The sequence below is a fragment of the Delftia sp. WY8 genome (assembly GCF_018437695.1).
GTDB classification, from domain to species: Bacteria; Pseudomonadota; Gammaproteobacteria; order Burkholderiales; family Burkholderiaceae_C; genus Comamonas; species Comamonas tsuruhatensis.
Genome location: NZ_CP049795.1, coordinates 3,041,582 through 3,064,460 on the forward strand (window position 1 = coordinate 3,041,582; position 22,879 = coordinate 3,064,460).

At 69.1% G+C, this 22,879-nt stretch carries 23 protein-coding genes; 8 read left to right on the plus strand and 15 right to left on the minus strand.

The annotated features are described in order from the left end of the window. Positions 1 to 3: 3 nt before the first annotated feature. Both G4D77_RS14025 and G4D77_RS14030 read left to right on the plus strand, forming a co-directional pair. A complete protein-coding gene (locus G4D77_RS14025) occupies positions 4 to 1,023 on the plus strand; it encodes a Bug family tripartite tricarboxylate transporter substrate binding protein (RefSeq protein ID WP_154836047.1) in 1,020 nt (339 codons plus the stop codon). A 46-nt stretch (positions 1,024 to 1,069) separates the two neighbouring features. Continuing rightward, complete coding sequence (locus G4D77_RS14030; protein WP_133073070.1) at positions 1,070 to 2,050, plus strand: tripartite tricarboxylate transporter substrate binding protein; 981 nt, start codon at positions 1,070 to 1,072, stop codon at positions 2,048 to 2,050. A 10-nt stretch (positions 2,051 to 2,060) separates the two neighbouring features. Here G4D77_RS14030 and G4D77_RS14035 read toward each other — a convergent pair whose 3' ends face one another. After that, entirely contained in the window at positions 2,061 to 3,011 is a 951-nt protein-coding gene (locus G4D77_RS14035; RefSeq protein WP_016449120.1) for a LysR family transcriptional regulator, read from the minus strand. Positions 3,012 to 3,093: 82 nt separating this feature from the next. Here G4D77_RS14035 and G4D77_RS14040 point away from each other — a divergent pair, with 82 nt between their 5' ends. Further along, a complete protein-coding gene (locus G4D77_RS14040) occupies positions 3,094 to 4,632 on the plus strand; it encodes a CoA-acylating methylmalonate-semialdehyde dehydrogenase (RefSeq protein WP_133073068.1) in 1,539 nt (512 codons plus the stop codon). 64 nt (positions 4,633 to 4,696) lie between these two features. Here G4D77_RS14040 and G4D77_RS14045 read toward each other — a convergent pair whose 3' ends face one another. From G4D77_RS14045 to dacB, 3 genes are all read right to left on the minus strand, one after another. Beyond that, positions 4,697 to 5,368, minus strand: a complete 672-nt coding sequence (locus G4D77_RS14045) for an OmpW/AlkL family protein (protein ID WP_016449118.1) — start codon at positions 5,366 to 5,368, stop codon at positions 4,697 to 4,699. Between the two features lie 31 nt (positions 5,369 to 5,399). Beyond that, the gene (locus G4D77_RS14050) at positions 5,400 to 6,533 is read right to left on the minus strand and encodes an SGNH/GDSL hydrolase family protein (protein ID WP_017404003.1); all 1,134 of its coding nucleotides are present in this window, start codon (positions 6,531 to 6,533) and stop codon (positions 5,400 to 5,402) included. Between the two features lie 264 nt (positions 6,534 to 6,797). Then, a complete protein-coding gene (dacB, locus tag G4D77_RS14055) occupies positions 6,798 to 8,357 on the minus strand; it encodes a D-alanyl-D-alanine carboxypeptidase/D-alanyl-D-alanine endopeptidase (RefSeq protein ID WP_154836049.1) in 1,560 nt (519 codons plus the stop codon). 78 nt (positions 8,358 to 8,435) lie between these two features. Between dacB and tsaB the strand changes: the two genes are divergently transcribed. The 4 genes from tsaB to corA all read left to right on the plus strand — a co-directional run bounded on the left by tsaB (position 8,436) and on the right by corA (position 11,822). Further along, positions 8,436 to 9,176 (plus strand): tRNA (adenosine(37)-N6)-threonylcarbamoyltransferase complex dimerization subunit type 1 TsaB, encoded by a 741-nt coding sequence (tsaB, locus tag G4D77_RS14060; RefSeq protein WP_016449115.1) that lies wholly within the window; start codon positions 8,436 to 8,438, stop codon positions 9,174 to 9,176. Next, positions 9,173 to 9,697: a ribosomal protein S18-alanine N-acetyltransferase gene (gene rimI / locus G4D77_RS14065; RefSeq protein WP_016449114.1), complete on the plus strand. Its 525-nt coding sequence runs from the start codon at positions 9,173 to 9,175 to the stop codon at positions 9,695 to 9,697. The genes tsaB and rimI overlap by 4 nt, the downstream gene beginning before the upstream one ends. After that, a complete protein-coding gene (locus tag G4D77_RS14070) occupies positions 9,688 to 10,662 on the plus strand; it encodes a uracil-DNA glycosylase family protein (protein ID WP_154836051.1) in 975 nt (324 codons plus the stop codon). Before rimI ends, G4D77_RS14070 begins: the two co-directional genes overlap by 10 nt. 173 nt (positions 10,663 to 10,835) lie before the next feature. Further along, a complete protein-coding gene (gene corA / locus G4D77_RS14075) occupies positions 10,836 to 11,822 on the plus strand; it encodes a magnesium/cobalt transporter CorA (RefSeq protein WP_016449112.1) in 987 nt (328 codons plus the stop codon). Positions 11,823 to 11,853: 31 nt separating this feature from the next. Here the strand turns inward: corA and G4D77_RS14080 are convergent, their stop codons facing one another. From G4D77_RS14080 to G4D77_RS14095, 4 genes are all read right to left on the minus strand, one after another. Continuing rightward, a complete protein-coding gene (locus tag G4D77_RS14080) occupies positions 11,854 to 12,249 on the minus strand; it encodes a RidA family protein (RefSeq protein ID WP_154836053.1) in 396 nt (131 codons plus the stop codon). Further along, positions 12,239 to 13,381 carry a DSD1 family PLP-dependent enzyme gene (locus G4D77_RS14085; protein ID WP_016452040.1) on the minus strand — a complete coding sequence of 381 codons (1,143 nt, stop codon included), beginning with the start codon at positions 13,379 to 13,381 and terminating at the stop codon, positions 12,239 to 12,241. The genes G4D77_RS14080 and G4D77_RS14085 overlap by 11 nt, the downstream gene beginning before the upstream one ends. 19 nt (positions 13,382 to 13,400) lie before the next feature. Then, on the minus strand, positions 13,401 to 14,414 hold the full coding sequence (locus G4D77_RS14090) for a tripartite tricarboxylate transporter substrate binding protein BugD (protein ID WP_012202902.1): 1,014 nt from the start codon (positions 14,412 to 14,414) through the stop codon (positions 13,401 to 13,403). A gap of 66 nt (positions 14,415 to 14,480) precedes the next feature. Then, positions 14,481 to 15,146, minus strand: coding sequence for an HAD family hydrolase (locus G4D77_RS14095; RefSeq protein ID WP_034363438.1), 666 nt, complete (start codon positions 15,144 to 15,146; stop codon positions 14,481 to 14,483). 72 nt (positions 15,147 to 15,218) lie between these two features. On the opposite strand from G4D77_RS14095, the gene G4D77_RS14100 reads away from it, so the two are divergent. After that, complete coding sequence (locus G4D77_RS14100) at positions 15,219 to 16,127, plus strand: LysR family transcriptional regulator (RefSeq protein WP_034363435.1); 909 nt, start codon at positions 15,219 to 15,221, stop codon at positions 16,125 to 16,127. Positions 16,128 to 16,133: 6 nt separating this feature from the next. Here the strand turns inward: G4D77_RS14100 and G4D77_RS14105 are convergent, their stop codons facing one another. The 7 genes from G4D77_RS14105 to G4D77_RS14135 all read right to left on the minus strand — a co-directional run bounded on the left by G4D77_RS14105 (position 16,134) and on the right by G4D77_RS14135 (position 22,872). Further along, complete coding sequence (locus tag G4D77_RS14105) at positions 16,134 to 17,429, minus strand: MFS transporter (protein ID WP_016449106.1); 1,296 nt, start codon at positions 17,427 to 17,429, stop codon at positions 16,134 to 16,136. A 29-nt stretch (positions 17,430 to 17,458) separates the two neighbouring features. Continuing rightward, entirely contained in the window at positions 17,459 to 18,526 is a 1,068-nt protein-coding gene (locus tag G4D77_RS14110; protein ID WP_154836055.1) for a porin, read from the minus strand. Positions 18,527 to 18,612: 86 nt separating this feature from the next. Beyond that, the gene (locus tag G4D77_RS14115) at positions 18,613 to 19,572 is read right to left on the minus strand and encodes a PDR/VanB family oxidoreductase (protein WP_016449105.1); all 960 of its coding nucleotides are present in this window, start codon (positions 19,570 to 19,572) and stop codon (positions 18,613 to 18,615) included. Continuing rightward, positions 19,569 to 20,594, minus strand: coding sequence for a Rieske 2Fe-2S domain-containing protein (locus tag G4D77_RS14120; RefSeq protein WP_034363433.1), 1,026 nt, complete (start codon positions 20,592 to 20,594; stop codon positions 19,569 to 19,571). The genes G4D77_RS14115 and G4D77_RS14120 overlap by 4 nt, the downstream gene beginning before the upstream one ends. Positions 20,595 to 20,618: 24 nt before the next feature. Continuing rightward, positions 20,619 to 20,840 (minus strand): recombinase-like helix-turn-helix domain-containing protein, encoded by a 222-nt coding sequence (locus G4D77_RS14125; RefSeq protein WP_016452043.1) that lies wholly within the window; start codon positions 20,838 to 20,840, stop codon positions 20,619 to 20,621. A 38-nt stretch (positions 20,841 to 20,878) separates the two neighbouring features. Next, complete coding sequence (locus G4D77_RS14130; protein ID WP_154836057.1) at positions 20,879 to 21,856, minus strand: Bug family tripartite tricarboxylate transporter substrate binding protein; 978 nt, start codon at positions 21,854 to 21,856, stop codon at positions 20,879 to 20,881. A gap of 53 nt (positions 21,857 to 21,909) precedes the next feature. After that, positions 21,910 to 22,872 carry a VOC family protein gene (locus G4D77_RS14135; protein WP_047217885.1) on the minus strand — a complete coding sequence of 321 codons (963 nt, stop codon included), beginning with the start codon at positions 22,870 to 22,872 and terminating at the stop codon, positions 21,910 to 21,912. Between the last annotated feature and the right edge of the window lie 7 nt (positions 22,873 to 22,879).

The following is a 22,879-nucleotide window of genomic DNA, read 5'->3' on the forward strand; positions in this document are numbered from 1 at the left end:
AAAATGCTGTTCAACCCAATGGCCCTGCACCGCCAGGCCTGGCTTTCCTGCGCCCTGCTGACGCTGGGCATGGGCACCGCCCAGGCGCAATCCACCCCAGCCCCGTCCTCCCAGGGTGCGCCAGCCTGGCCCACCCAGCCCGTCAAATGGGTGGTGCCCTACGCACCGGGCGGCACCACAGACGTGATCGCGCGCCAGCTGGCCGTGCAGATGGGCAAGGACCTGGGCCAGCCCGTGGTCGTGGACAACCGTCCCGGCGCGGCCAGCATCATCGGCGCCACGCTGATCGCACGCGCCCCGGCCGATGGCTACACGCTGGGCACGGCCGACTCGGGCACGCTGGCCTTCAACCCCGCCATGTATGCGCGCCTGAGCTATGACGCGGGCAAGGATTTCAGCTACATCGGCGGCCTGGGCCGCATGCCGCTGGTGCTGGCCGTGCATCCGTCCTTCCCTGCGAAGAACGTGCAGGAATTCCTGGCCATGGCGCGCAAGGAGCCGGGCGGCATCTCCTCGGCCTCGTCGGGGCCGGGCTCGCCGCTGCACGTGGCGCTGGAGCTGTTCAAGCAGCGCACGGGCACCCAGATCCTGCACGTGGCCTACAAGGGCTCGGCCCCGGCGCTGCAGGACCTCATGGCCGGCCAGATCCAGTCCATGTTCGTGGACCTGCCGCCCAGCATCTCGGCCATCCGCGCGGGCAAGCTGCGCTTGCTGGCCGTGGCCACGCCCCAGCGCCTGCCCATCCTGCCCGACGTACCCACCATGGCCGAGGCCGGCGTGCCCGGTTTCGAAGCCTATGCCTGGCAGGGCTTCGTCGGCCCCGCCCACCTGAGCCCTGCACTCACCGAGCGCCTGAACAGGAGCCTGGCCACAGCCCTGCGCCACCCCGAAACGCGTGCCAAGCTCGAAGAGATCGGCATACAGCCCATGGAGATGACGCCGCAGCAGTTCGCAGGCTTCGTGCGCTCGGAACAGGCGCTGTGGAGCGGCGTGATCAAGGCGGCCCAAATCAAAATGGATTGAAGCGCAGCAGCGACAAAAGACACTTAGAACAGATTCCGGAGACAACATGACCACCGCATCCCGCCGCCATTTCATCCGCTCACTCGGCGCCCTGGCCGCAGCGCCCGTCCTGCCCGCCGTGGCACAAGCGCCTGCCGGCGCCTGGCCCCAGCGCCCCATCGAACTCATCGTGCCCTTCGCTGCCGGCGGCGGCACCGACGTGCTGGCACGCGCGCTGGCCGAGGTGGCGCGCAAGCACCTGCCGCAGGACCTGATCGTGCTCAACCGCGCAGGCGCCAGCGGCGCCGTGGGCTGGACCGAGCTGGCCAATGCCCGGCCGGACGGCTACAAGATCGGCATCATCACCGTCGAGCTGACCATGATCCCGCACATGGGGCTGACCAAGATCAGCTCCGACGCCCTGCTGCCCGTGGCCCGCCTGAACGCCGACCCCGCCACCATCGCCGTGCGTGCCGACTCGCCCTATCGCAGCATCGAGGAACTGATCGCCGCCGCGCGCAAGGACGAGGCAGCGGTGCGCATCGGCAATGCCGGCCCGGGCTCGCTGGGCCACCTGGCCGCCGCCGCGCTGCAGGACAAGGCGGGCGTGAAGTTCAACCACGCGCCCTACCGCGGCGCCAACCCCGCCGTGCTCGACCTGCTGGGCGGCCACATCGAGGCCGTGGCCGTCACGCCCGTGGAGGTGGCCACCTATGTGGCGGCCGGCAAGATCCGCCCGCTGGCCATCATGGCCGAGCAGCGCATACAGGCCGGCTGGGAAGCCGTGCCCACGCTCAAGGAGCGCGGCATCGACCTGCTCATCGGCGGCTGGCGCGGCCTGGCCGTGCCCCGCAACACGCCCGACGCCGTGGTCCAGACCCTGCGCAAGGCCATGACCCAGACCCTCAAGGACCCCGTCCTGCGCGAAACCATGGCCAAGCAGAACATGGGCGAGGGCTACCTGGACCAGCCCGAATTCAAGGCCGTGATCGACCGCGACAACGCGGTGTTCAAGCAGTTGGTGGACAAGCTGGGGATCAAGGCCTGAGGGCTCGCCCTCAGCGGATGAACCCCGCCGCAAACGACTCCCGCAGAAAGTCCACGAACACCGCCACCGCGCGCGGCACGTGGCTGGCGTAGGGGCGGATGGCGAACAGCTGTTCGCCGAAGGCGTCGACGGGCCGCCAGCCGGGCAGGACTTCGCTCAGGTGGCCGGAGGCCAGGCCTGATTGCGCGCTGAAGTCCGGAACCAGGGCGATGCCCAGGCCGGCCAGTGCCGCGTCGCGCAGGATTTCGCTGTTGTTGGCGGCAAAGCCGCCGGTCACGGGAACGACGACGCGCACGCCGTCCACGCCGGCGTCGCGGGGAACGAAGCTCCAGGCCGGGGCACCCTGGGTGCGCGGATAGTGCAGGCAGTGGTGCGCGGCCAGGTCCTGCGGCGTGGACGGGGTGCCGTGCGCGGCCAGGTAGTCCGCGCTGGCCACGAGCAGCGAGCGCGTGGGCGCCAGCGCCCAGGCCACATGGGTTTCGGGCGGCGCCGTGACGTGGCGTATGGCCAGATCAAACCCTTCCAGCGCCAGCGAGCGTATCTGGTCCGATAGGTCCAGCTCCAGCCGAATCTGCGGATGGGCACGCAGGAAGGCCGGCAGGCGCGGCATGAGTTGCTGGCGCGAAAAGGCCAGCGGCGCCGTCACGCGCAGCAGGCCGCGCGGTGCGGCAGCCAGGTCGCGCACGCCGGAGAAGCTGTGGGCAATGTGCTCGAAGGCACCGCGCGTGTCGTCCACCAGGCGCTGGCCCGCTTCGGTCAGGCGCACGCTGCGCGTGGTGCGGGTGACCAGGGCGATGCCGGCTGCACGCTCCAGTTCGGCCACGCGCTGGCTCATGGCCGCCTTGCTCACGCCCAAACGCGCGGCGGCCGAGGTGAAGCTGCCCTGCTGCTCCAGCACGACCAGCCAGTGCAGGTGGCTCCACAAGGCCTCGGCCTTGGCATCGGGTTTTTCATTTGCCATACATGGATTGTTCAGCAAATTGAACAATCAATTCAAGCGCAGCGCCTAGGCAGGCAGAAAGCGCACTTCTAGACTGCCTGGCATGAACACCGCAAACACCTCCTTCGCTTCCATCGTCCACTACGTCAACGGCCAGCGCACGGCAGGTGCCAGCGACCGCGGGCAGGACGTGACCAACCCGGCCACCGGCCAGGTCACGGGCCGCGTGGCCCTGGCCTCGCGCGCCGATGTCGATGCCGCCGTGGCGGCGGCCAAGGCGGCCTTCCCGAAGTGGGCCGATACGCCGCCCATCCGCCGTGCACGCGTGCTGCTGCGCTTCCTGGAGTTGCTCAACCAGCACAAGGACGAGCTGGCCCATGCGATCACGGCCGAGCACGGCAAGGTCTTCACCGATGCGCAGGGCGAAGTCAGCCGCGGCATCGACATCGTGGAATTCGCCTGCGGCATTCCGCAGCTGCTCAAGGGCGATTTCACCGACCAGGTCTCCACCGGCATCGACAACTGGACGCTGCGCCAGCCCCTGGGCGTGGTCACGGGCATCACGCCCTTCAATTTCCCGGTGATGGTGCCGATGTGGATGTTCCCGGTGGCCATTGCGGCGGGAAATACCTTCGTGCTCAAGCCCAGCCCCATCGATCCCACGCCGTCGCTGCTGATCGCCGACCTGCTCAAGCAGGCGGGCTTGCCTGACGGCGTGTTCAACGTGGTGCAGGGCGACAAGGAGGCGGTGGACGCGCTGATCGAGCATCCCGACGTGAAGGCGGTGAGCTTCGTGGGCTCCACGCCCATTGCCAACTACATCTACGAGACGGGCGCGCGCCACGGCAAGCGCGTGCAGGCCCTGGGCGGCGCCAAGAACCACATGGTGGTCATGCCCGATGCCGATATCGAGCAGGCCGTGGACGCGCTGATCGGCGCCGGCTACGGCTCGGCCGGCGAGCGCTGCATGGCCATCAGCGTGGCCGTGCTCGTGGGCGACGTGGCCGACCAGCTGCTGCCGCGCCTGATCGAGCGCACCAAGGCGCTGAAGGTGCTGGACGGCGAGGACCTGGCCGCGGAAATGGGCCCCATCGTGACCCGCGCCGCACACGAGCGCATCAGCGGCTACATCGACCTGGGCGTCAAGGAAGGCGCGCAGTTGCTGGTCGATGGCCGGGGCTTCGACGGCAAGGCGGCCGGCGCCTCCACAGGCACGGACACCTCGGGCGGCTTCTGGCTGGGCGGCACACTGTTCGACCATGTCACGCCCGACATGCGCATCTACAAGGAAGAGATCTTCGGCCCCGTGCTGGCCGTGGTGCGCGCCAAGGACTTCGCCGAGGCCGTGCAGCTGGTCAACGACCATGAGTTCGGCAACGGCGTGGCCTGCTTCACGCGCGACGGCAATGTGGCGCGCGAGTTCGGCCGCCGCATCGAGGTCGGCATGGTCGGCATCAACGTGCCGATTCCCGTTCCCATGGCCTGGCACGGCTTCGGCGGCTGGAAGCGCAGCCTGTTCGGCGACATGCACGCCTATGGCGAGGAAGGCGTGCGCTTCTATACCCGCCAAAAGAGCATCATGCAGCGCTGGCCCGAGAGCACGCCCAAGGGCGCGGAATTCGTGATGCCCACGGCCAAGTAGGCGCAGTCCCCCTCCATGAAAAAACCAGCCCGCGGGCTGGTTTTTCTTTGGGGACTGCGACCTGTCAGAAGCGGTATCCGATGCCGATGGCGTAGACGTTCGGATTGAGCTTGAGCGACACGCTCTGGCCCGAGGACAGGTGCGCCGTGGTCTTCAGGAAGCTCTTGTAGTAGGCCACGTCCAGGAACCAGCGCTCGTTGAAGTTGTAGACGAAGCCGATCTGGGGCGTCAGGCCCCATTTGCTGTCCACCGAGGCCGTGGTCGGGTTGGCCAGCGTGCCGCCGGTCAGGCCGTTGAGGGAGGCCGTGGTGCGCTCGCCGAAGAACTTGGCATAGGTCACGCCCAGGCCCAGGTAGGGGCGGAAGGCGGAGTTGGCCTCGCCGAAGCGGTACTGCGCGAACACGGTGGCGGGCAGCACCTTGGTGCGGCCCAGCTTGCCCGTGCCGGAGATGGCGCCATTGCCCACGAAGTCATGCTTGAACGGCAGGCCCATGGGCACGTCGATGGCCCAGTTGTTGGTGACCATGTAGGTCACGCCGCCCGTGAGCTGGCTGTTGGCCTTCACGTCCACGCGGGTGTCGGGGAAGCTGGGTGTGCTCAGCCAGCCGCTGCTGGTCTGGGGATCGATGCGCGTGGCGCCCAGGCGCACGCTCCAGGTGCCGGCGGACTGGGCGGTGGCGGCCATGCAGGCCGTGGCCATGGCCACGGCGGCGGTGATGCGCAGGAATGTCTTCATGGATGTGTCTCCTCGTGCTGCATGACTGCGATCACAGCCAGCCGGCACGGGCCAGGGTGCGGGAGGCCAGCTGGCTCATCTGCTGATGGCCATAGGGCGTGGGGTGGAAGCTGTCGGCAAAGGCATAGCTCTTCCACCAGTTGGCGCTGGTCTCGCCCACGGGAATGGAGGCGGACAGCGCGGCCTCGGTGCAGGTCGGGAAGCTGTAGGTGGGCAGGCCGTCGGCGCCCGCGCCGGTGGCAGGGCAGGCCGCCTTTTTCACGTTGGTGTAGGCGTACTGGGCGGGGTCGGCCATCTGCTGGCGGAACTCGCTGTAGAAATCGATGATGGCCACGCGGCTCTCGCCCGCGAAGCCGGTGGCAACCTGCTGGTTGAAGGCCTTGACCCAGCCGTCGAACACGGTCTCCAGCTGGGCGGCGGCGGCCGAGCCCTGCTGCTGGGCCACCGACTGCAGTACCAGCTGGAAGCGCGGCGTCAGCGTGATGGCCGGCACGTTGAGGATGGCCACGCGCGTGGCGCCCTTGCCCAGCACATTCGCCTGAATGGTGGACACATAGCCCTTGGCCAGGTTCTGCATGTACAGGCCGCCGGCCTGGGCCATGCCGGCCTGGCCCTGCTGCAGCAGCGCACCCAGCGTGGCCGCGTCGATCTTGGTGGACAGCAGCGCCTTGAAGTTGGCGCCCTGGTCCCTGGAAGCGGCCAGGAAGGCGCCGATCACGTCGGCCGCGTCATTGGCGCCGCCGTCGATCACGGCCAGGTCATCGGCCGTGAAGCCCGCCGCGCCGGCCAGCAGGATCTGCTGCGTGATGGAGATGGGCGCCGTGGGCGCGCTGGTGTAGTTGATGCGGCCGCCGCCCACGGCGTAGTTGTTGCACGAGGTGTTGGGCGTGAAGGCCGTGCCGTTGAAGCGCGGGCACAGGGAGATGTTGTACAGGCCCGCCACGCGCTCGGCCCAGACCTGGTTGGAGCCGGCGCCTGTCAGCGTGGCGTTCTGCACGGTGAACTTGTAGCCGAAGGTGCCGCTGTCGGAGAGGCTGTCGCCCATCACCTTGACGGAGGTGATCTTGGCACGGGGGGTGGTGTCGGCGCCGCTGCCGCCACCGCAAGCGGCCAGCAGGCCGGCCGTGGCCAGGGAGGCCGCGAGGATTCGATAACGATTTGCCAAGGTGTGATCTCCGTGAAGTGTTGTGAATAGCACGACCGTGCTTTTTTTGGTGATTGCCATCGTAGCGACAGTCGCACCTTGGCGACACCGGGCAAGTACCGATAGGAATCGCGGGCCGACCGGGCATTTCGCACGCGGGCGAATAGACGATAAATACCGGTCTGGCGCCCGCAGGCAGGACAAGGCCCTTGCCGGGCAGGAGGCGGAAACACAACGGAAAGGGCCTGCAAAAGCAGGCCCTGGAACAGGAGCGCAGGCGGCGTATCAGCGGTCGTGCGCCGTCCAGTCCACCAGCGCATCCCAGGCCGCGCGCGCGGCGGCCGCATTGGCGTGGTTGGCCATGGCCACCAGCACGTACCGGCGGCCGCTGGCGCCATCCACATAGCCGGCCAGGGCCGAGGCATCGCGCAGCGTGCCGGTCTTCAGGTGCGCCATGCCCTGGACGCGGCTGAGGCTGCGGCGCAGCGTGCCATCGACGCCGACGATGGGCATGGAGGCCACGAACTCCGGCATCACGGGCGAGGCCCAGGCCTGCTGCAGCATGCGGCCCAGGCCGGAGGCCGTGATGCGCGCCTCGCGGCTCAGGCCCGCGCCGTTGTCGGCCACGGGCTGCTCGGCCGCACCCCAGCGCGCCTGCCACCACTGGCCCAGCACCTGGCGCGAGGCCTCGAAGCTGGCCACGCCGGTGCGCTGCATGCCCATGGTCAGGAACACCTGCTGGGCCATGACGTTGTTGCTGTATTTGTTGATGTCCCGCACCACCTCGGCCAGCGAGGGCGATTCGCTCTGGAAGGCCGGCTGCAGGCCGACCGGCACGCGGCCGTCGCGCACGGTGCCCGTGAGCTTGCCGCCCAGCTCGCGCCACATGCCCTCGATGGCGCGCGCCGCGAAGGCCTCGGGCTGGGCCGGCGCCAGCGACCAGCTCTTGTCGCCGCAGCTGGCCGGGAACGTGCCGGCAAAGGCGATGCGCAACGGGTCGGCCATGTCCAGCTGCAGCCGGGCGCGCCAGTCGCCGCACTCGCTGCCTGCCGGCGCCAGGGGCACGGTTTCCTGTTGCTGGATTCCGGCCAGCGGCGGATCGTATTGCAGCCGCGCCACGCCCGCCGCGGCGTCGGGCACAAAGCCGACCGTCACGGCCTTGTAGTTGACCAGCAGGGCGTCGGGCGCGACGTTGTAGGGGCGCCAGGGCTCGTTGTCGAAGGTGGAGGGATCGTGGGCGGGGACGGAGAACGCGCTGCGGTCCAGCACGATGTCGCCCACGATGACCTTGATGCCCATGCCCTGCAGGCGGCGCAGCATCAGCCACAGCCGCTCCATCACGAGCTTGGGATCGCCCTGGCCCTGGATGTACAGCGGCCCGCGCAGCACGCCGTCCTGCACCGGCCCGCCCAGGAAGACGGGCGTGCGCCAGACATGGGCAGGACCCAGCTGGTCCAGCGCCGCATAGGTGGTGACCAGCTTCATCACCGAGGCCGGGTTCATGGCCACATGGCTTTGCCAGTCCAGGCGCGGAGCGGCCCGGCCATCGACCTCGACCACCAGGGCCGAGACCGCGTCGCGCGGCAGCTTGGCGCGCGCAAGCGCCGCCTCCACGGCCGGGGGCAGCCGGCTTTCGCGTGCAGTCTTGGTGGACAGCGAGGCCGGCGAGGTGGGCGCATCTGCCTGGGCGCTTGCCACGCCGGGCAGGACGGACGCCGCCAGCAGCGCGGCCGCCAGGCCCCGGCGGGAAAGCGGCAATCCAAGAGAGAAGGCGGAGGAAATCGAGGAAATAAGGGAAGAAGACGTCGAAAGATGCAACATGGCCGGCAAGTCTACGCCGGTCATTGCAGCCCTGCCGGGCGCGGGACGGGCGGGGCACCGATAATCCTGCACTTGCTGCGGCACCGCCGCCTGCCCCAAGCCATGAATCTTCTTGCCCTAGACACCAGTACCGACACCCTCTCCATCGCCGTGCAGCGCGGCGATGCCGTCTGGGAACACAGCGGCCCCGGCGGCCCGCAGACCTCGACCGAGCTGATCCCCGCCATCCTGGCCCTCATGGCCCAGGCCGGACTGGAGTTCGCCGAGCTGCGGGCCATCGTCTTCGGCCGGGGTCCGGGCTCGTTCACGGGCCTGCGCACGGCGTGCTCCGTGGCCCAGGGCCTGGCCTTTGCCGCCCGCGTGCCCGTGCTGCCCATGGACAGCCTGCTGGCCGTGGCCGAGCAGGCGCGCATGCAATACGGCTGCACCGACCTCATCGCCGTGATCGATGCGCGCATGAACGAGGTCTACCACGCCGCCTACCACTGGGCCGATGGCCGCTGGAACGACATCGGCGAGCAAAGCGGCGACTTCGGCCTGTGCGCGCCCGAGGCCCTGCAGTTGCCGCCCGGCACCGTGGTGGCCGGCAACGCCCTGGCCGCCTATGGCGAGCGCCTGGCGCCCCAGGCCAGCCATGTGGCTGCGCTGCCCACGGCCGCCGCCATGCTGCGCCTGGCCCCTGCGATGCTGGCGGCCGACCGCGCCCTGCCGGCCGACCAGGCCCTGCCGCGCTACATCCGCGATAAAGTCGCGCAGACCACGGCCGAGCGCGAGGCTGCCAAGGCGGCAGCCGCGCTTGCTTCACCCGTGCAGACCACAGAGACCCCTCCTGCCCAGGCATGAGCACGCACACGCCACAGCCCTCGCGGCCGCTGCCGCCCCTGACCGACGCCTTGGCGTCGGAGCGGGACAGCGTGCGCTTCGAGCCGCTGAACGTGCTGTGGCTGGACACGCTGCTGCCCGTGGAGCAGCAGGCCTATTCCCATCCCTGGACGCGCGGCAACTTCATCGACGCCATGGCGGCCGGCTATGAAACCCAGCTGCTGGTGGATGCCCAGGGCGGGCTGGTCGGCTACTTCGTCGCCATGATCGTGCTCGACGAGGTGCACCTGCTCAACATCACCGTGGCCCCGGCGCGCCAGCGCCAGGGCTGGGCCCGCATCCTGCTGGACGCCCTGGCCCTGTGGTCGCGCCAGCGCCAGGCCCAATGGATCTGGCTGGAAGTGCGCGAGAGCAATGTCCGCGCACGCAGCATCTACGCCGCGCATGGCTACCAGGAGGTGGGCCTGCGCAAGAACTACTACCCCATGCACGACGGCCCGCGCGAGCATGCCGTGCTCATGAGCCTCAAGCTATGGCCCTGAATCTAGACACCCGCCAGCGGGCCATGCTGCATGCCATGGGCATCACTGTCTGGCTGCCCGAACCCGAGACCGCGCCCGCCGTGCTGTCCGAGGCCCTGGCTGCGCCCGCCGATGCGCCTGCAGCGGCGCCCCTGGCGGATCCGCCGGCGGCCCGCCCCGTTCCGCCGCCCGTGCAGGAGGCGCCCCTCCCGGCGCCTGATGCACCGGCGCCTGCTGCATCGTCGCCTGTCGCCGCGCCAACGCCCGCACGCGTTCAGGTGCCTGTTCAGGCGCCGGTCCAGGCGCCACCGCCTCCCGCACCCGTGCACGCCTCTCCCGCACCCGTCATCCCCGAACGCGAACGCCCGCCGCGCCGCTACGTGCAGCAGCCCGTGGCCGGCGCACCGGGCCTGGGCTGGCGGCTGGGCCCCGTGCGTCCCGTGTATGCGGCAACGCCGCCGGCCGGTGATGGCGGCGAAGGCGGCTGGCTGATCCTGCTGGAGCCGCCGGCCAACTCCCTGCCGCTGCCGCCCGCCCGGCGCCCCGGCCCCGACTGCGCGCGCACCGCGCTGGAAGGCGACGCGGCCCGGCTGCTGGACAACATGCTGCGCGCGCTGAACCTGCAGGACCATCCGCGCCTGTACAGCGCCGCCCTGCACCGCGTGCAGCCTCCGGCCGAAGGCCAGGAGGCGCCCGAGGTCCCGGCCCTGCAACCGTCGCTGGAGGCACTGCTGCGCGATCTGCGCCCGGCCTGCGTGCTGGTGCTGGGCCTGGCCACGGCGCGCGCCGTGCTGGGGCGCCAGGAGGCCCTGGGCCGCCTGCGCGCCGAGCCGCACCGCATCGCCGGTGTGCCGGCCGTGGTCAGCTACGACCCCAACTATCTGCTGCGCGCCCCCCAGGCCAAGGCCGGCGCCTGGGCCGACCTGTGCCATGCCCAGGCTTTTGTGACAGGCCGCCAGATGCCCCCTGGAGCCGCTTCCGAATAGCGCGGCCGGCCCGCATGCTGCAGCGCAACGCTGCATAATCCGATGCTTTGCATCTTGGAGAAAGCTCCGTGGAAACCTACCCCAGTTGGTAGCTTTCAACTCCCGGTTGGCCTGTGGGGTTGAAAGCACCCCCGATACCCCGCACGCCTGAGAAGAACACCTGGAGTGAGCCTATGCTCAACATCTTTACGCTGGCCAATGGCCGCCTGGTTCAAGAAGAGATCGAGTCGCTGGAGGAGCTGTCCCGCTTCAAGCCGATCTGGGTGGACCTGGAGTCGCCCACGGTCGAGGAAAAGCGCTGGATCAAGCAGCACTACGAGTTGTCCATCCCCGAAGATGCGATGGACGACGACATCGAGGAATCGGCCCGCTTCTACGAAGAAGACAACGGCGAGCTGCACATCCGCAGCGACTTCCTGATCGACGATGACGAGGACCCCCGCTCCGTGCGCGTGGCCTTCATCGTCAACGAGCACAACAAGAACCTGCGCAGCTGCGGCGTGCTGTTCTCCATCCATGACGAGGACGTGCCGGTCTTCCGGCTGCTGCGCATGCGCGCGCGCCGCGCGCCGGGCCTGATCGACGAGGCCAAGGACGTGCTGCTCAAGCTGTTCGACGCCGACGCCGAGTACTCGGCCGATACGCTCGAAGGCATCTACGACGACCTGGAGAAGGCCAGCAAGATGGTGCTGTCCGGCGACGTGACCGACGACGTGGCCCGCGAAGTGCTGGGCGCCATCGCGCGCCAGGAAGACCTGAACGGCCGCATCCGCCGCAACGTCATGGACACGCGCCGCGCCGTCAGCTTCATGATGCGTTCCAAGATGCTCAATGCCGAGCAGTTCGAGGAAGCGCGCCAGATCCTGCGCGACATCGAATCGCTGGACAGCCACACGGCCTTCCTCTTCGACAAGATCAACTTCCTGATGGATGCCACCGTCGGCTTCATCAACATCAACCAGAACAAGATCATCAAGATCTTCTCGGTGGCCAGCGTGGCCCTGCTGCCGCCCACGCTGATCGCCAGCGTCTACGGCATGAACTTCCGCTTCATGCCCGAGCTGGAGTGGGAGTTCGGCTACGTCTACGTCATCGCGCTCATGGTGCTCAGCGCCGTCGGGCCCATGCTGTATTTCCGCAAGCGCGGCTGGCTGAAGTAGCGGCAGCCGGCCCCCTCGGGCCGGGCTTTCTTCAGGCCAGCGCCACGGCCTCGATTTCCACCTTCAACCCGAAATGCAGCGCCCCCGTGGGCACCACGGCGCGCGCGGGCCGGTGCGTGCCGACCCAGTCGGCATAGAGGCGGTCGAAGGCCGGCCAGTGCGCCATGTCGTCCAGGTACACGCGCACCTGCAGCAGCCGCGGCACGCCGCTGCCGGCCAGCTCCAGCGCCGCTGCCAGATTGGCCAGCGCCTGGCGCGCCTGGTCCTCGAAGCTGGCATCCACCAGGCGCGTGCCGTCGGGCCGTATGGGCAGCTGCCCTGACACGAAGACCAGCCCCTGGCCCATGGCCGTGTGGCTGTAGTGGCCGCCCGGCGCAGGCAGGTTCGGCGATGCATGGCGCAGATCGATCCCGTTTTCACCAGCCATGGAGCCGCTCCCAGGTTTGCACCGAGCCATCTGCCCCCAGCGCCTGGTAGGCCGGGAACTGCGCGCCCGTGGCGCAGGCATGGTTGGGCAGGATGCGCAGCCGCGTGCCCAGGGGAAAGCGGGCGGCGATGTCGGCCTCTATCGCGCCATCAGCGCGCGCCAGGATGCCGTGCTCCTGGTTGGCGCCGGTCAGCACGAAGCCCGGCATCACCTCGCCATGCAGGTCGCAGACCTGGCCGTAGCCGAAGTCCTGCCGCTGTTTCGCCGTGCCCCGGTCGCGGCTCATGGCCATCCAGCCTGCGTCCACGATGGCCCAGCCCTTGTCGGCCTGGTGGCCGATCACGGTGGCCAGCACCGACAGCGCCACGTCCTCGGCCGTGCACACGCCGATGTTGCGCATCACCAGGTCGAAGAACACATAGACGCCTGCGCGCACCTCGGTCACGCCGTCCAGCCGGCATGCCGCCAGCGCGGTGGGCGTGGAGCCCACGCTGACCACGGGGCACGGCAGGCCGGCCGCGCGCAGGGCTTCGGCGGCCTGCACGCAGCCGGCGCGCTCGCGCTCGGCCAGCGCCTGCAGCGCCTCGGGCGTGTCCAGCTCGTAGCTGGAGCCGGCATGCGTGAGCACGCCGCCCAGGCGCATGCCGCCGTCGTGCAGCGTGCGGCCAATGGCCAGCAGCAGCGGCGCATCTTCGGCGCCCACGCCGGAGCGGTGGCCGTCGGTGTCGATCTCTATCCATACCTCGAAGGCCTCGCCCTGTTCGCGGCCGAACGCGGCAATGGCCTGGGCCGCCGCCACGCTGTCCACGATGAGCTTGAGATCGCAGCCGCGCCGGCGCAGTTGCAGGGCCTGCGGCAGGCGGTGCGGCGCCATGCTGACTGCATAGAGGATGTCGGTGGTGCCAGCGGCAAAGAACTGCTCGGCCTCCTTCAGGGTGGAGACCGTGATGCCCGAGGCCCCGGCCGCGCGCTGCGCGGCGGCCACGGGCACGCTCTTGCTGGTCTTCACATGGGGGCGCAGGCGCACGCCCTGCGCGTCCATGCGCTGCTGCATGCGGTGGATGTTGCGCTGCATGCGTGCGAGGTCGATCACGGCAGCGGGCGTGTCCAGGGTCAGTAGTGTGTCTTGCATGGTGTTTCTCTCTCCATCGTCAATCCAGGTATTGGCCTTTGGCCTTGAGGGCAGGCACGTCGTTGCGCAGTCCCTGTTCGATCAAGGCGGAGACCGTGGCCGGCACGGCCTGCTCGGGCGACGGCAGCTCCACCCCCAGCGCGGCCATCTGTGCGCGCAGGCCCGCATCGCCCATGGCGTGCTGCAGCGACCGCGTCAGCCGCGCGAGCACCGCCGGCGGCGTGCCGCGTGGTGCGAAGATCGCGTTCCATGAGCGCGCCTGCAGGGGGTGGCCGGCCTCGGCGCTGGCCGCCGTGCCCGGCAGCTGAGCCAGGCGCTGTGTTCCCAGCACCGCAATCGCCTTGATGCGGCCGCCCGCGATCTGCGGCAGCGCCGTCGTCGTCTGGTCGCACATGAAATCGGTCTGTCCGCCCATGAGATCGTTCATGGCAGGCGCGATCCCGCGATAGGGAACATGGGTGGGGCTTTGGCCCAGCGCCGACAGCAGCAGCACGCACCCATAGTGCGATATCGAGCCCACGCCGGCGCTGCCATAGGAGGCTGCGGCCTGGTTGCGCTTGAGCCACTCGGCGAACTGGCGCAGATCGGAGGCCGGCAGATTGGCACGCGCCAGCAGCAGCATGGGCGCCGCGCCCGCAGGTCCCACAGGGGCGAAGTCGGCCACGGGGTCATAGGGCAGCTTGCGGTACAAGGCCACATTGACCACATGCGTGCCTATGCCGCCAAAGGACAGGGTGTAGCCGTCGGCGGCGGCCTTGCGCGCCTGGTTCAGGCCGATGGTTCCATTGGCGCCACCCAGGTTCTCGATCACCAGGGGTTGGCCCAGATGCTCCCCCATCTTCTGAGCCACGGCACGGGCCAGCGCATCGCTGGGGCCTCCCGGGGGAAACGGCACGACCAGCGTGACCGGCCTGGCCGGAAAGGCAGCGCCGGCCTGCGCCAGGGCTCCCTGGCTCCACGCCATGGCACAGACGATGGACAGGACCGGGAATGCGGACACAAGGGACAACGGCAGGGCTGGACGCAGCTGCATGGCAGGCTCCTCACAAGGGTGGACAGAAAAGGACGGCGGGCACAGCACCGGCTGCACCCTCGGGGTTCAGCCCTGCTGCGGGGAAAAGTCCCTGAGCCAGGGCAGTGCCGGCGCCAGCGTGGGTGCTTCGGCCTCGGCCTGCGGCGCGCCCGTGGGCCGCGACAGGCCCACGCGGTTGTGCCAGAAGGTACGCAGGCCCACGGCCGAGGTGCCGAACAGGTCATAGCCCGATCCGGCCACGAAGGCGGCCTGGCCCGCAGGCAGCCCCAGCCGGTCCAGCGCCAGCTGGTAGGGCCGGGGGTCGGGCTTGTAGAAGCCTGCTGCTTCCGAGGTCACCACCACATCCCAATCCACTCCCAGCAGCGCGGCGGCACGTTGACCCAGGCGCTCGGAGCAATTGGTCACCACGGCCAGGCGGCAGTGCGGGCGCAGGGCGGCCAGCAGCTCGCGTGCGCCATCCCAGGGCTGCAGCTGCTCCCATTGCGCCTCCAGCCTGTCGGCCACCGCCTCGGGCAGGCCCCGGTTGCGGGCCGCCGTGCGCACCAGATCCTCATAGGGCTGGTAGGCGCCGCAGCCATAGGTCAGACGCAGGTATTCGGCGCGCCAGTCGCGCCCGGCAGCCTCGCTGCCGGCGGCCGCATTCCAGACGGTCCAGGAGTCCAGCAAGGCGGTCAGCAGGTCGAAGAGCACGGCCCGGGGCCATGCGGCAGAGGTGGGGTATGGGGTGTTCATGCCTTGGCACTGTACGGACCAAGACCATGGTCGTGGTTAAATCCGCCGTCATCAATCGTTAAGGCAAATTGAATGATTGCCATCGAAGACCTGCAGCTTGCCGCCGCCTTGCTGCGCGAAAGCTCGCTGAGCGCGGCGGCCCGTGCGCTTGACGTGACACCGCCTGCACTGTCCATGCGCCTGCGCCGACTGGAGGCCGAACTGGGCCTGTCCCTGGCCAACCGCAGCGCGCGGCGCCTGGCGCTGACACCCGAGGGCGAGCGCTTTGCCCGCGAGGCCGTGCGGCTGCTGGGCCAGATCGAGGAGTTGCGCGACTCGCTGCACGGCGATGCCCGCCAGCTGGGCGGCACGCTGCGCTTGGCCGCACCCTTCGGCTACGGGCGCAGCCGGCTGGCCCCGGCCCTGGTGCCCTTCACGCGCCAGCACCCGCAACTGAAACTGCAGCTGGACCTGCGCGAAACGCCTTTCCCCGACCGCCACGATGCCGATGCCGTGGTCCACATCGGCACGGTGCGCGACTCCTCCTGGGTGGCGCGCGAGCTGGCTGCCAACGACCGCTGGCTGTGCGCCAGCCCCGACTACCTGCGCCGCCATGGCACGCCCGCCACGCCGCGCGAGCTGTTGGAGCACGCCTGCATCTGCATCCGCGAGAACGAGGAGGATGTGACGCTGTGGCACCTGCGCCCCGCCGCAAGCCGGCGTGCCGTGGACGGCCAGACCCTGCGTGTGACGCCGTCCTATGTGACCAACGATGGCGGCGTGGCCCGCCACTGGGCCGAACAGGGCCTGGGCCTGGTGCTGCGTTCGCAATGGGACATGGCACCGGCCATTGCCGAGGGCCGGCTGGTGCGCGTGCTGCCCGACTGGCATTTCGGCAGCGCGCCCGTCACCCTGCTGGTGCCCACGCGCAAGGGACGCACGGCGCGCGTGCAGGCCCTGGTGACGTTTCTGGAGCAGTGCGCCGCAGCGGGCGCGCTGTAGTGCAGGTCAGGCCGTGCGCGCGGACGTATCCCGGGCATCGCTGGCACCGTGGGTGCCCTGGCCGCGCTCGCGCAGCCACAGCACCAGGCCGCAGACCATGACCACCAGCTGCGTGCCCACCAGCAGGCCGAAGCCGGCAACGAAACCGCCGCCGGCCGAATGCGATGTCCAGCCGATGACGGCCCCCATGAGCGCGGGCATGAAGCCCGCCACCAGGGTCGCCGTGCCGTTGACGACGCCGTAGGCGCTGGCCACATGCTCGGGCCGCGCGCAGTACTGCACGGTGCTGGGGATGGCCGGGCTCATCAGGCCCCAGCAGAAGTTGGCGGCGATCAGGCAGTAGGCCGCCGCGTAGCGGTCTTCCATGTGGATGGCCAGCCAGATGGCCAGCGCCAGGCCCAGGCTGCCGCCGACGAAGATCAGCGGCACCTGGCGGCGCGGCAGGCGGTCGATGACGATGCCGCCGACCAGCACGGCCAATACCGTGGCGTACTGCGGCAGCGAGGCCAGCCAGCCCATCTCGCGCAGCGAAAAGCCGCGCGACTCCAGGTAGGCCGGCAGCCAGTTGCTGCTGCCCCAGAGGTAGGAGAAGAAGGCCGCCGACAGCACGGCCACCAGCACCAGATAGCGCGTGTGCATGGCGCCGCGCACGATCTGGCCGACCTGGCCCACCGCCTCGCCCAGCGAGCGCGGGCGCGGCATGCCGGTGTCCACGCGGGGCATGCGGATGAAGGCCAGCACCAGCGGAATGCCGATGGCCACATTGATCAGGCCCAGCACGTGGAACGAGGTCTGCCAGTCATGGCCGGCCACCAGGTAGCCGATCAGCGGATAGCCCACCGCCAGCCCCAGTCCCGTGCCCATGTTCACGAAGGAGTTGGGCAGGCCGTTCTCGTGGCTCTGGAAATGCGCCTTGATGTAGCTGCCCGCCAGCGAGTACAGCGGTCCTTCGGAGATGCCCAGCAGGATGCGCGAGGCCAGCAGCAGGCCATAGCTGTTCATGGCCGGGGACAGAAAGGACACGGCGCCCCACAGCAGCAGGCCGACCACCAGGCTTCGGCGCACGCCGAAGAGCGCCGCGCAAAACGGCGTCAACACGAAGGAAGAAACGCCGTAGCCCACCATGAAGGCCGTGGCCAGCAGGCCCTGGCGCGTGCGGTCGTCGTGCGTCAGCCCGATGTGGTCCAGAAATCCCTGGTCGAGGATGAGGATCGAAAGGTTGATCCGGTCCACATAGGAGATGGCGACGATGATGAAGAGGCTGATCACCCCCCACCAGCGGGCCGCACGCATATCTTTCATGGCAAGTCTCTATCGCCCGATGGGCTGTATCAGAAGAAGTGGCGCACGCCCACCTCGAAGCCGGAGGAGCGGCCGCCCAGCGTGGTGCCCGGGGCCGACAGGCCCTGCACGCCGATGGACTTGGCCGCGCCGTCCTTGTTCTTGAGGAAGGCCACCGTGCCGTAGACCTGGGTGCGCTTGGACAGGTTGTGCCCGTAGCCCACGCTGATCTTGTTCCAGTCGGCATTGCTGCCGTCGGTGTTGTAGTGGCCGTAGGAGGCCTTGAACTCGCCCATGCCCACGGGCGCGGTCACGCCCAGCTGCAGGGCGGTGACCTTGAGGGCGCCGCGCTTTTCGCTGGCCCACAGCAGCATGGGCTTGGCCACGCCGAAGTCCCAGCTCAGGCCCACGTTGCTGGCCGTGAGGTTGGTCGCATCGCTGTCGCCATAGAACTTGCCCGTGGCCAGTGCGCCGTTGAAGGGGCCCTGGCGGTAGCCGAAGCGCAGGCCGCGGTAGTCGCCCTGGTTCTTGTTGGGTGCGCTGCGCGCCTGCTCGCCCATGGCCACCTGCACCTGGCCGTAGAAGCCGCCCAGGTTCTGCGGCAGGAAGTAGCTGACCGCGTTGCTGATCTGGATGGGCGCGCCGCCCGTGGCCGTGCCCGTGCCGGGAATGCCCAGCATGGTGAAGCCCATGGTGCCGCCCACGCCGTTGGTGAGGAAGGGGTCGAAGATCAGCGTGCTCAGGAAGGTGGCCGAGTCATCGCGGCCCAGGCGCACTTCGCCGAAGTCGCCCGACAGGCTCACGGTGGAGCGGCGGTTGAAGCTCAGGCCGCCACCGCTGGCCTTGCCCGAGCCGCTGTCCACGTCCATGCCCGCCTCCAGCCAGAAGCCAGCGCGCAGGCCGCCGCCCAGCTCTTCCGTGCCGCGAAAGCCGAGGCGACTGATGTTGGCGCCGCCCGTGGACAGGCCGGTCTTGGACGGGCCGGAGCCGTTCAGGTGCGTGACGCCGACATCGACGACGCCGAAGATCTCGACCTTGGACTGCGCCGAAGCGGCACTGGGCAAGGACGCCAGGCAGGCTAGCGCCACGCCCAGCATGGGCGTATGGATGGTTTTCATGGGGTTGTCTCCTCTGGGGTGGTGGCTTGGGGGGCTTGGGGGGCTTGGGGGTGGTGGGTTGTTGCCGTGCAGGTCTGATTGCCTGCTCAGATATCGAGCACTAAACGTTCGCTCTTGCAGCCGGAAACGCAGACCATCATCACTTTGTTGCTGGCCTTTTCCTTGGGGCTGAGCACCGAGTCGCGGTGGTCCGGAATGCCTTCGAGCACGCGCGTCTCGCAGGAGCCGCAGACACCTTCGCAGCAGCTGTGGTCCATCTGGATGCCGGCATCCAGCAGGGTGTCGAGCAGCGACTTCTCGGGCGTGATCTCGATGAAGCGGCCGCTGCGCTTGAGTTCCACCGTGTAGTTGCTGCGCGCATCGTCGGCGGCCTTGACCTCCACGGGCGTGAAGCGCTCGATGTGGGCGTTGGCGTGGCCCAGCTCGGCGCAGAACTTCTCGAAGGCGTCCAGCATGGGCGTGGGGCCGCAGGCGTAGTGGTGCGTGCCCGCGTCGGGCTGGCGTTGGGCCAGCAGCGCGCGCAGGTCGGGCGGGCCGCCGGCCTCGCTGTCGAAGTGCAGGTGCAGCGGCATGCCCAGCGCCTGCAGCTCTTCCAGGAAGGCCGCGCCCTTGCGCTCGCGGGCGAAGTACAGCATCTCGAACGAGCGGCCCTGGCCCTTGAGGCGGCGTGCCATGCACAGCAGCGGCGTGATGCCGATGCCGCCGGCCACCAGCACGGTGTGCGCGGCGCTTTCGTCCAGCGCGAAATGGTTGCGCGGCTCGGAGATGGTGATGGGCATTCCCACGCGCAGCGACTCGTGCACGCAGCGCGAGCCACCGCGGCTGGCGCGGTCGCGCAGCACGCCGACCACGTAGCGGTGGCGCTCCTCGCTGGGGTTGCTCAGCGAGTAGCTGCGCACCAGGCCGTTGGGCAGGTGCAGATCGATGTGCGAGCCCGGCGTGAAGGCGGGAAGCTCCCCGCCCGCCACGGGCCGCAGGTCCACGCTGATGGTGTCCTGGGCCTCGAAGCGCAGCGTGTGCACGAAGGCCTGGAGGTTGGTGCTCATGATGCGGCGCCTTCGTCGATCTGCTCCTGGGCCAGGCGGCGCAGGTGGCGGCGCAGGCGCACTAGGCCGATGTCGTGCTGGTAGAGGTTCTCGCGCTCGTTGGCGTCCAGCTCCATCTGCTCCATCATGATCCGGTCCTGCTCCAGCACGGCCCAGTGGCGCGCCTCCAGGCGGTTGCGGTACAGGAAGCGCCAGGTGTCGCGCATCCAGCCCTGCACCTTGCGGCAGCGCCAGAAGAACACGGAGCACAGGTCGGCGCTGATGGGCGTGACGCAGGCCACGATGGCGAAGTTGCCGCCGGGGCCGCCGGTCTTGGGGTACGGAATCTCCAGGCGCATCCAGTGCACGCCCGTGCTGCCCCACTCGGTCCAGTCGAAGTTCACGCCGCGCTGGCCCACCTTCTCGAAGACGAAGCCGTCATCGGTCTCGCGCACCTGGAACGTGGCCTTGCTGTCACCCTCGGCCATGGAGTGCGACTGCTTGTGCAGGAAGGTGCCGTGCATGGGGTCCATGACGTTGTCCAGCGCATAGCGGTAGTCGCTGCGCCACTCGGCATAGCACAGGAAGTTGGAGTACTCGGGCGAGGTCAGCTCCTCGGGCAGCGTGAACTCGGGCGCCTCGTCAACGGCCTTGTCGCTGTTGTAGAGAAAGATGGCGCCATGGGCCTCGCGCGCATGGAAGGCCAGCGCCGCGCGCGAGCCTTCGAGCTTGCAGCCGGGGCTGCCGGGCACCTTGGTCACGGTGCCGTCGCAGCGCACTTCCACGCCGTGGTAGGGGCAGGCCAGGCGGTCGCCCAGGATCACGCCCTGCGACAGCGGCGCGCCGCGGTGCGGGCAATGGTCTTCCAGCGCGTGGACCTGGCCGGCGGCATCGCGCCACAGCGCGATCTTGCGGCCGAAGCGGCGCACGGACACGGGCTGGGTCTTCACGAAGTCCGAGGGGCAGACCGCGTACCAGAGGTTCTTCAGGCCTTTGTTGAGCAGGCCGTCCACCGGATCGATGGTGATGGTTTGTACGTTCATGGGGCTCTCCAGTCCTGCTCGGTATCAATAGCCCAGCCGCGCCATCAGCGCCTGGAAGCTGTCTTCGGTCCAGGCCTCGCCGTTCTCGCCGGAGGGGCCGCTGCGGTTGAGGTAGGCCACCAGTTCGGGCAGGGTCTGCACGCCTTCGCCGAAGGCGCGTTCGATGGAATCGCCCAGCAGGTCTTCCATCAGGGTGGGGGCACGTTCGCGCGCCTGGTGCGGCTCGAGATAGCGATCAGCGGCCATGGTTCTCTCCTTCGAAAACTGTCTTGTGTGGGGGGTGCTCAATCAGCCCTGATATCCAGGTCTTTGATGAGCTTGCCGAAGCGGTTGAAGTCCGCTGCATTGGTCTTCTCAAGCCTCGCGGGATCGCCGCCTGCGGGCAGCGCGCCGAAGGTGGCCATCTTGGAGACCACGTCGGGCATCTTCAGGATCTCGTTGAGGTGCGTGTTCAGCAGCTTCACGGTCTCGGGCGACATGCCCTTGGGGCCGAACAGGCCCTGCCATGCGGACACTTCCACATCCTTGACGCCCAGCTCGGCCAGGGTGGGCACATTGGGGGCCAGCGCGCTGCGCTGGCTGTCGGCCACGGCCAGGGCGGCGACCTTGCCGCCGACGTAGGGCGCGATCGGTCCCCAGGTCATGAAGGTCGTGGGCACATGGCCGCCGATCAGGTCGTTGACGGCAGGTGCCACGCCCTTGTAGGGAATGTGGGCGATGCGCGTGCCGGCGGCGCGGTTGAACATCTCGCCCAGGATGTGCATGGGCGAGCCGCTGCCGGGGCTGGCGTAGGTCAGGCCGTCGCGCTTGCCCTGGGCGATCAGGGTCTTCATGTCCTTGATGCCCGAGGCCTGGTTGGTGGCCACGAACATGGGCTGCACGCTGGTCTGCACGATGGGCGTGAAGCCGTGCAGCACGTCGTAGCTGGAGCCCGAGGCCGTCTTGAGCACGAACTGCGCGATGGCGAAGGTATTGGGCGCCAGCAGCAGCGTGTAGCCGTCCGGCGAGGCCTTGGCCACATGCACGCTGCCGATGGTGCCGCTGGCGCCGGGGCGGTTGTCCACCAGCACGGGCTGGCCCAGGCGCGTGGACAGCTTCTCGGCATACAGGCGCGCCATGGCATCGGTGTCGCCACCGGCCGGATAGGCCACGATGATGGTGATGGGCTTGGCCGGATAGGCCTGGGCCATCGCGGTGCCGGACAGCGTGGCTGCAGCCAGGAATGCAGCGGCAAGAGAAACCTGGCGACGTGTCTTGTTCATGGTGGGGGGCCGTGGGGTGGTTGGGTTGTGGGGGTAGGCCGTCAGGCGCGGTCTCAATGCCGCTTGTCGGTGATGAATTTCCCGTCGCTGGTACCCACGCCCTTTTGGCGCCGGGTGTTGCCGTCGATGCCGCCATCGATGGCCCATTCTGCAAACACCGTGGGGCCGGGCTCGAACTCGCGGGGCTGCCAGTCGGCGGTGAGCTGGTCCTCGTCGGCGTAGTACTCGACCAGGGCGCCGGCCGGATTGCGGAAGTACCAGAAATAGGCCGAGGACACGGGATGGCGGCCCGGGCCCAGCTGGGTGTCCCAGCCGCAGCGCGAGATGTGCATGCCGCCGCCGAAGACCTCGTGGATGTCGCGCACCGTGAAGGCCACGTGGTTCAGGCCCGCGTCCTTGGCGGGGCGCTGCAGCAGGAAGATGTCGTGGTGGCCGCCGTCGGGCGCGCAGCGCAGGAAGGCACCGCGCTCGGGGTAGCGGTCCGAGGCCGCGAAGCCGAAGTTGTCCACGTAGAAGCGCTCGCAGGCCTGCACGTCCTTGACGAAGAACACCACATGGCCGACCTCGATGGGCTGGGCGCGTTCGTAGGCCGGGCTGGCCTGGTTGACGCGGTCCTTGCGGTTCCAGGTGTTGTAGGCGGCGCCTTGCACATCCACATCACGCTTTTGCGTGACCTGCAGGCGCACGGACAGGCCGTTGGGGTCGGTGCAGCCTATGCGCCCCTGGCCCTGTGTGAAGCCCGGCAGCGCGGCAATGCGGCTGGCGTACAGCGCAAGGTCCGCCTCGCTTTCCACACCCCAGACCACCTCGCGCAGCGTGGGGCCGGCCTCGATGGCGGGCGGCAGATCGGGATGGTCCACGGCGGCCACGATCACGCGGCAGCCGTTGAGGGTCTCGAACACCAGCCGGTCGTCCGCTTCCTGCACCAGCGCCAGGCCCCAGTCCAGGAAGAAGCGGCGGCAGGTGGCCAGGTCGTCCGCGCCGTAGGTGATTTCGTCTATGCCCAGTACGCTCATGTCGATT

Excerpts from the sequence above, each read along its gene's own strand:
- G4D77_RS14080 (WP_154836053.1), bottom strand. The coding sequence starts at position 12,249 with ATGGCTGGTGAAAACGGGATCGATCTGCGCCATGCATCGCCGAACCTG.
- G4D77_RS14130 (WP_154836057.1), bottom strand. The coding sequence starts at position 21,856 with ATGAACAAGACACGTCGCCAGGTTTCTCTTGCCGCTGCATTCCTGGCT.
- G4D77_RS14035 (WP_016449120.1), bottom strand. The coding sequence starts at position 3,011 with ATGGCAAATGAAAAACCCGATGCCAAGGCCGAGGCCTTGTGGAGCCAC.
- G4D77_RS14095 (WP_034363438.1), bottom strand. The coding sequence starts at position 15,146 with ATGAACACCCCATACCCCACCTCTGCCGCATGGCCCCGGGCCGTGCTC.
- G4D77_RS14085 (WP_016452040.1), bottom strand. The coding sequence starts at position 13,381 with ATGCAAGACACACTACTGACCCTGGACACGCCCGCTGCCGTGATCGAC.
- G4D77_RS14125 (WP_016452043.1), bottom strand. The coding sequence starts at position 20,840 with ATGGCCGCTGATCGCTATCTCGAGCCGCACCAGGCGCGCGAACGTGCC.
- G4D77_RS14045 (WP_016449118.1), bottom strand. The coding sequence starts at position 5,368 with ATGAAGACATTCCTGCGCATCACCGCCGCCGTGGCCATGGCCACGGCC.
- G4D77_RS14105 (WP_016449106.1), bottom strand. The coding sequence starts at position 17,429 with ATGAAAGATATGCGTGCGGCCCGCTGGTGGGGGGTGATCAGCCTCTTC.
- G4D77_RS14040 (WP_133073068.1), top strand. The coding sequence starts at position 3,094 with ATGAACACCGCAAACACCTCCTTCGCTTCCATCGTCCACTACGTCAAC.
- tsaB (WP_016449115.1), top strand. The coding sequence starts at position 8,436 with ATGAATCTTCTTGCCCTAGACACCAGTACCGACACCCTCTCCATCGCC.
- G4D77_RS14025 (WP_154836047.1), top strand. The coding sequence starts at position 4 with ATGCTGTTCAACCCAATGGCCCTGCACCGCCAGGCCTGGCTTTCCTGC.
- G4D77_RS14070 (WP_154836051.1), top strand. The coding sequence starts at position 9,688 with ATGGCCCTGAATCTAGACACCCGCCAGCGGGCCATGCTGCATGCCATG.
- G4D77_RS14115 (WP_016449105.1), bottom strand. The coding sequence starts at position 19,572 with ATGAGCACCAACCTCCAGGCCTTCGTGCACACGCTGCGCTTCGAGGCC.
- rimI (WP_016449114.1), top strand. The coding sequence starts at position 9,173 with ATGAGCACGCACACGCCACAGCCCTCGCGGCCGCTGCCGCCCCTGACC.
- G4D77_RS14030 (WP_133073070.1), top strand. The coding sequence starts at position 1,070 with ATGACCACCGCATCCCGCCGCCATTTCATCCGCTCACTCGGCGCCCTG.
- G4D77_RS14110 (WP_154836055.1), bottom strand. The coding sequence starts at position 18,526 with ATGAAAACCATCCATACGCCCATGCTGGGCGTGGCGCTAGCCTGCCTG.
- corA (WP_016449112.1), top strand. The coding sequence starts at position 10,836 with ATGCTCAACATCTTTACGCTGGCCAATGGCCGCCTGGTTCAAGAAGAG.
- G4D77_RS14135 (WP_047217885.1), bottom strand. The coding sequence starts at position 22,872 with ATGAGCGTACTGGGCATAGACGAAATCACCTACGGCGCGGACGACCTG.
- G4D77_RS14100 (WP_034363435.1), top strand. The coding sequence starts at position 15,219 with ATGATTGCCATCGAAGACCTGCAGCTTGCCGCCGCCTTGCTGCGCGAA.
- dacB (WP_154836049.1), bottom strand. The coding sequence starts at position 8,357 with ATGACCGGCGTAGACTTGCCGGCCATGTTGCATCTTTCGACGTCTTCT.
- G4D77_RS14090 (WP_012202902.1), bottom strand. The coding sequence starts at position 14,414 with ATGCAGCTGCGTCCAGCCCTGCCGTTGTCCCTTGTGTCCGCATTCCCG.
- G4D77_RS14120 (WP_034363433.1), bottom strand. The coding sequence starts at position 20,594 with ATGAACGTACAAACCATCACCATCGATCCGGTGGACGGCCTGCTCAAC.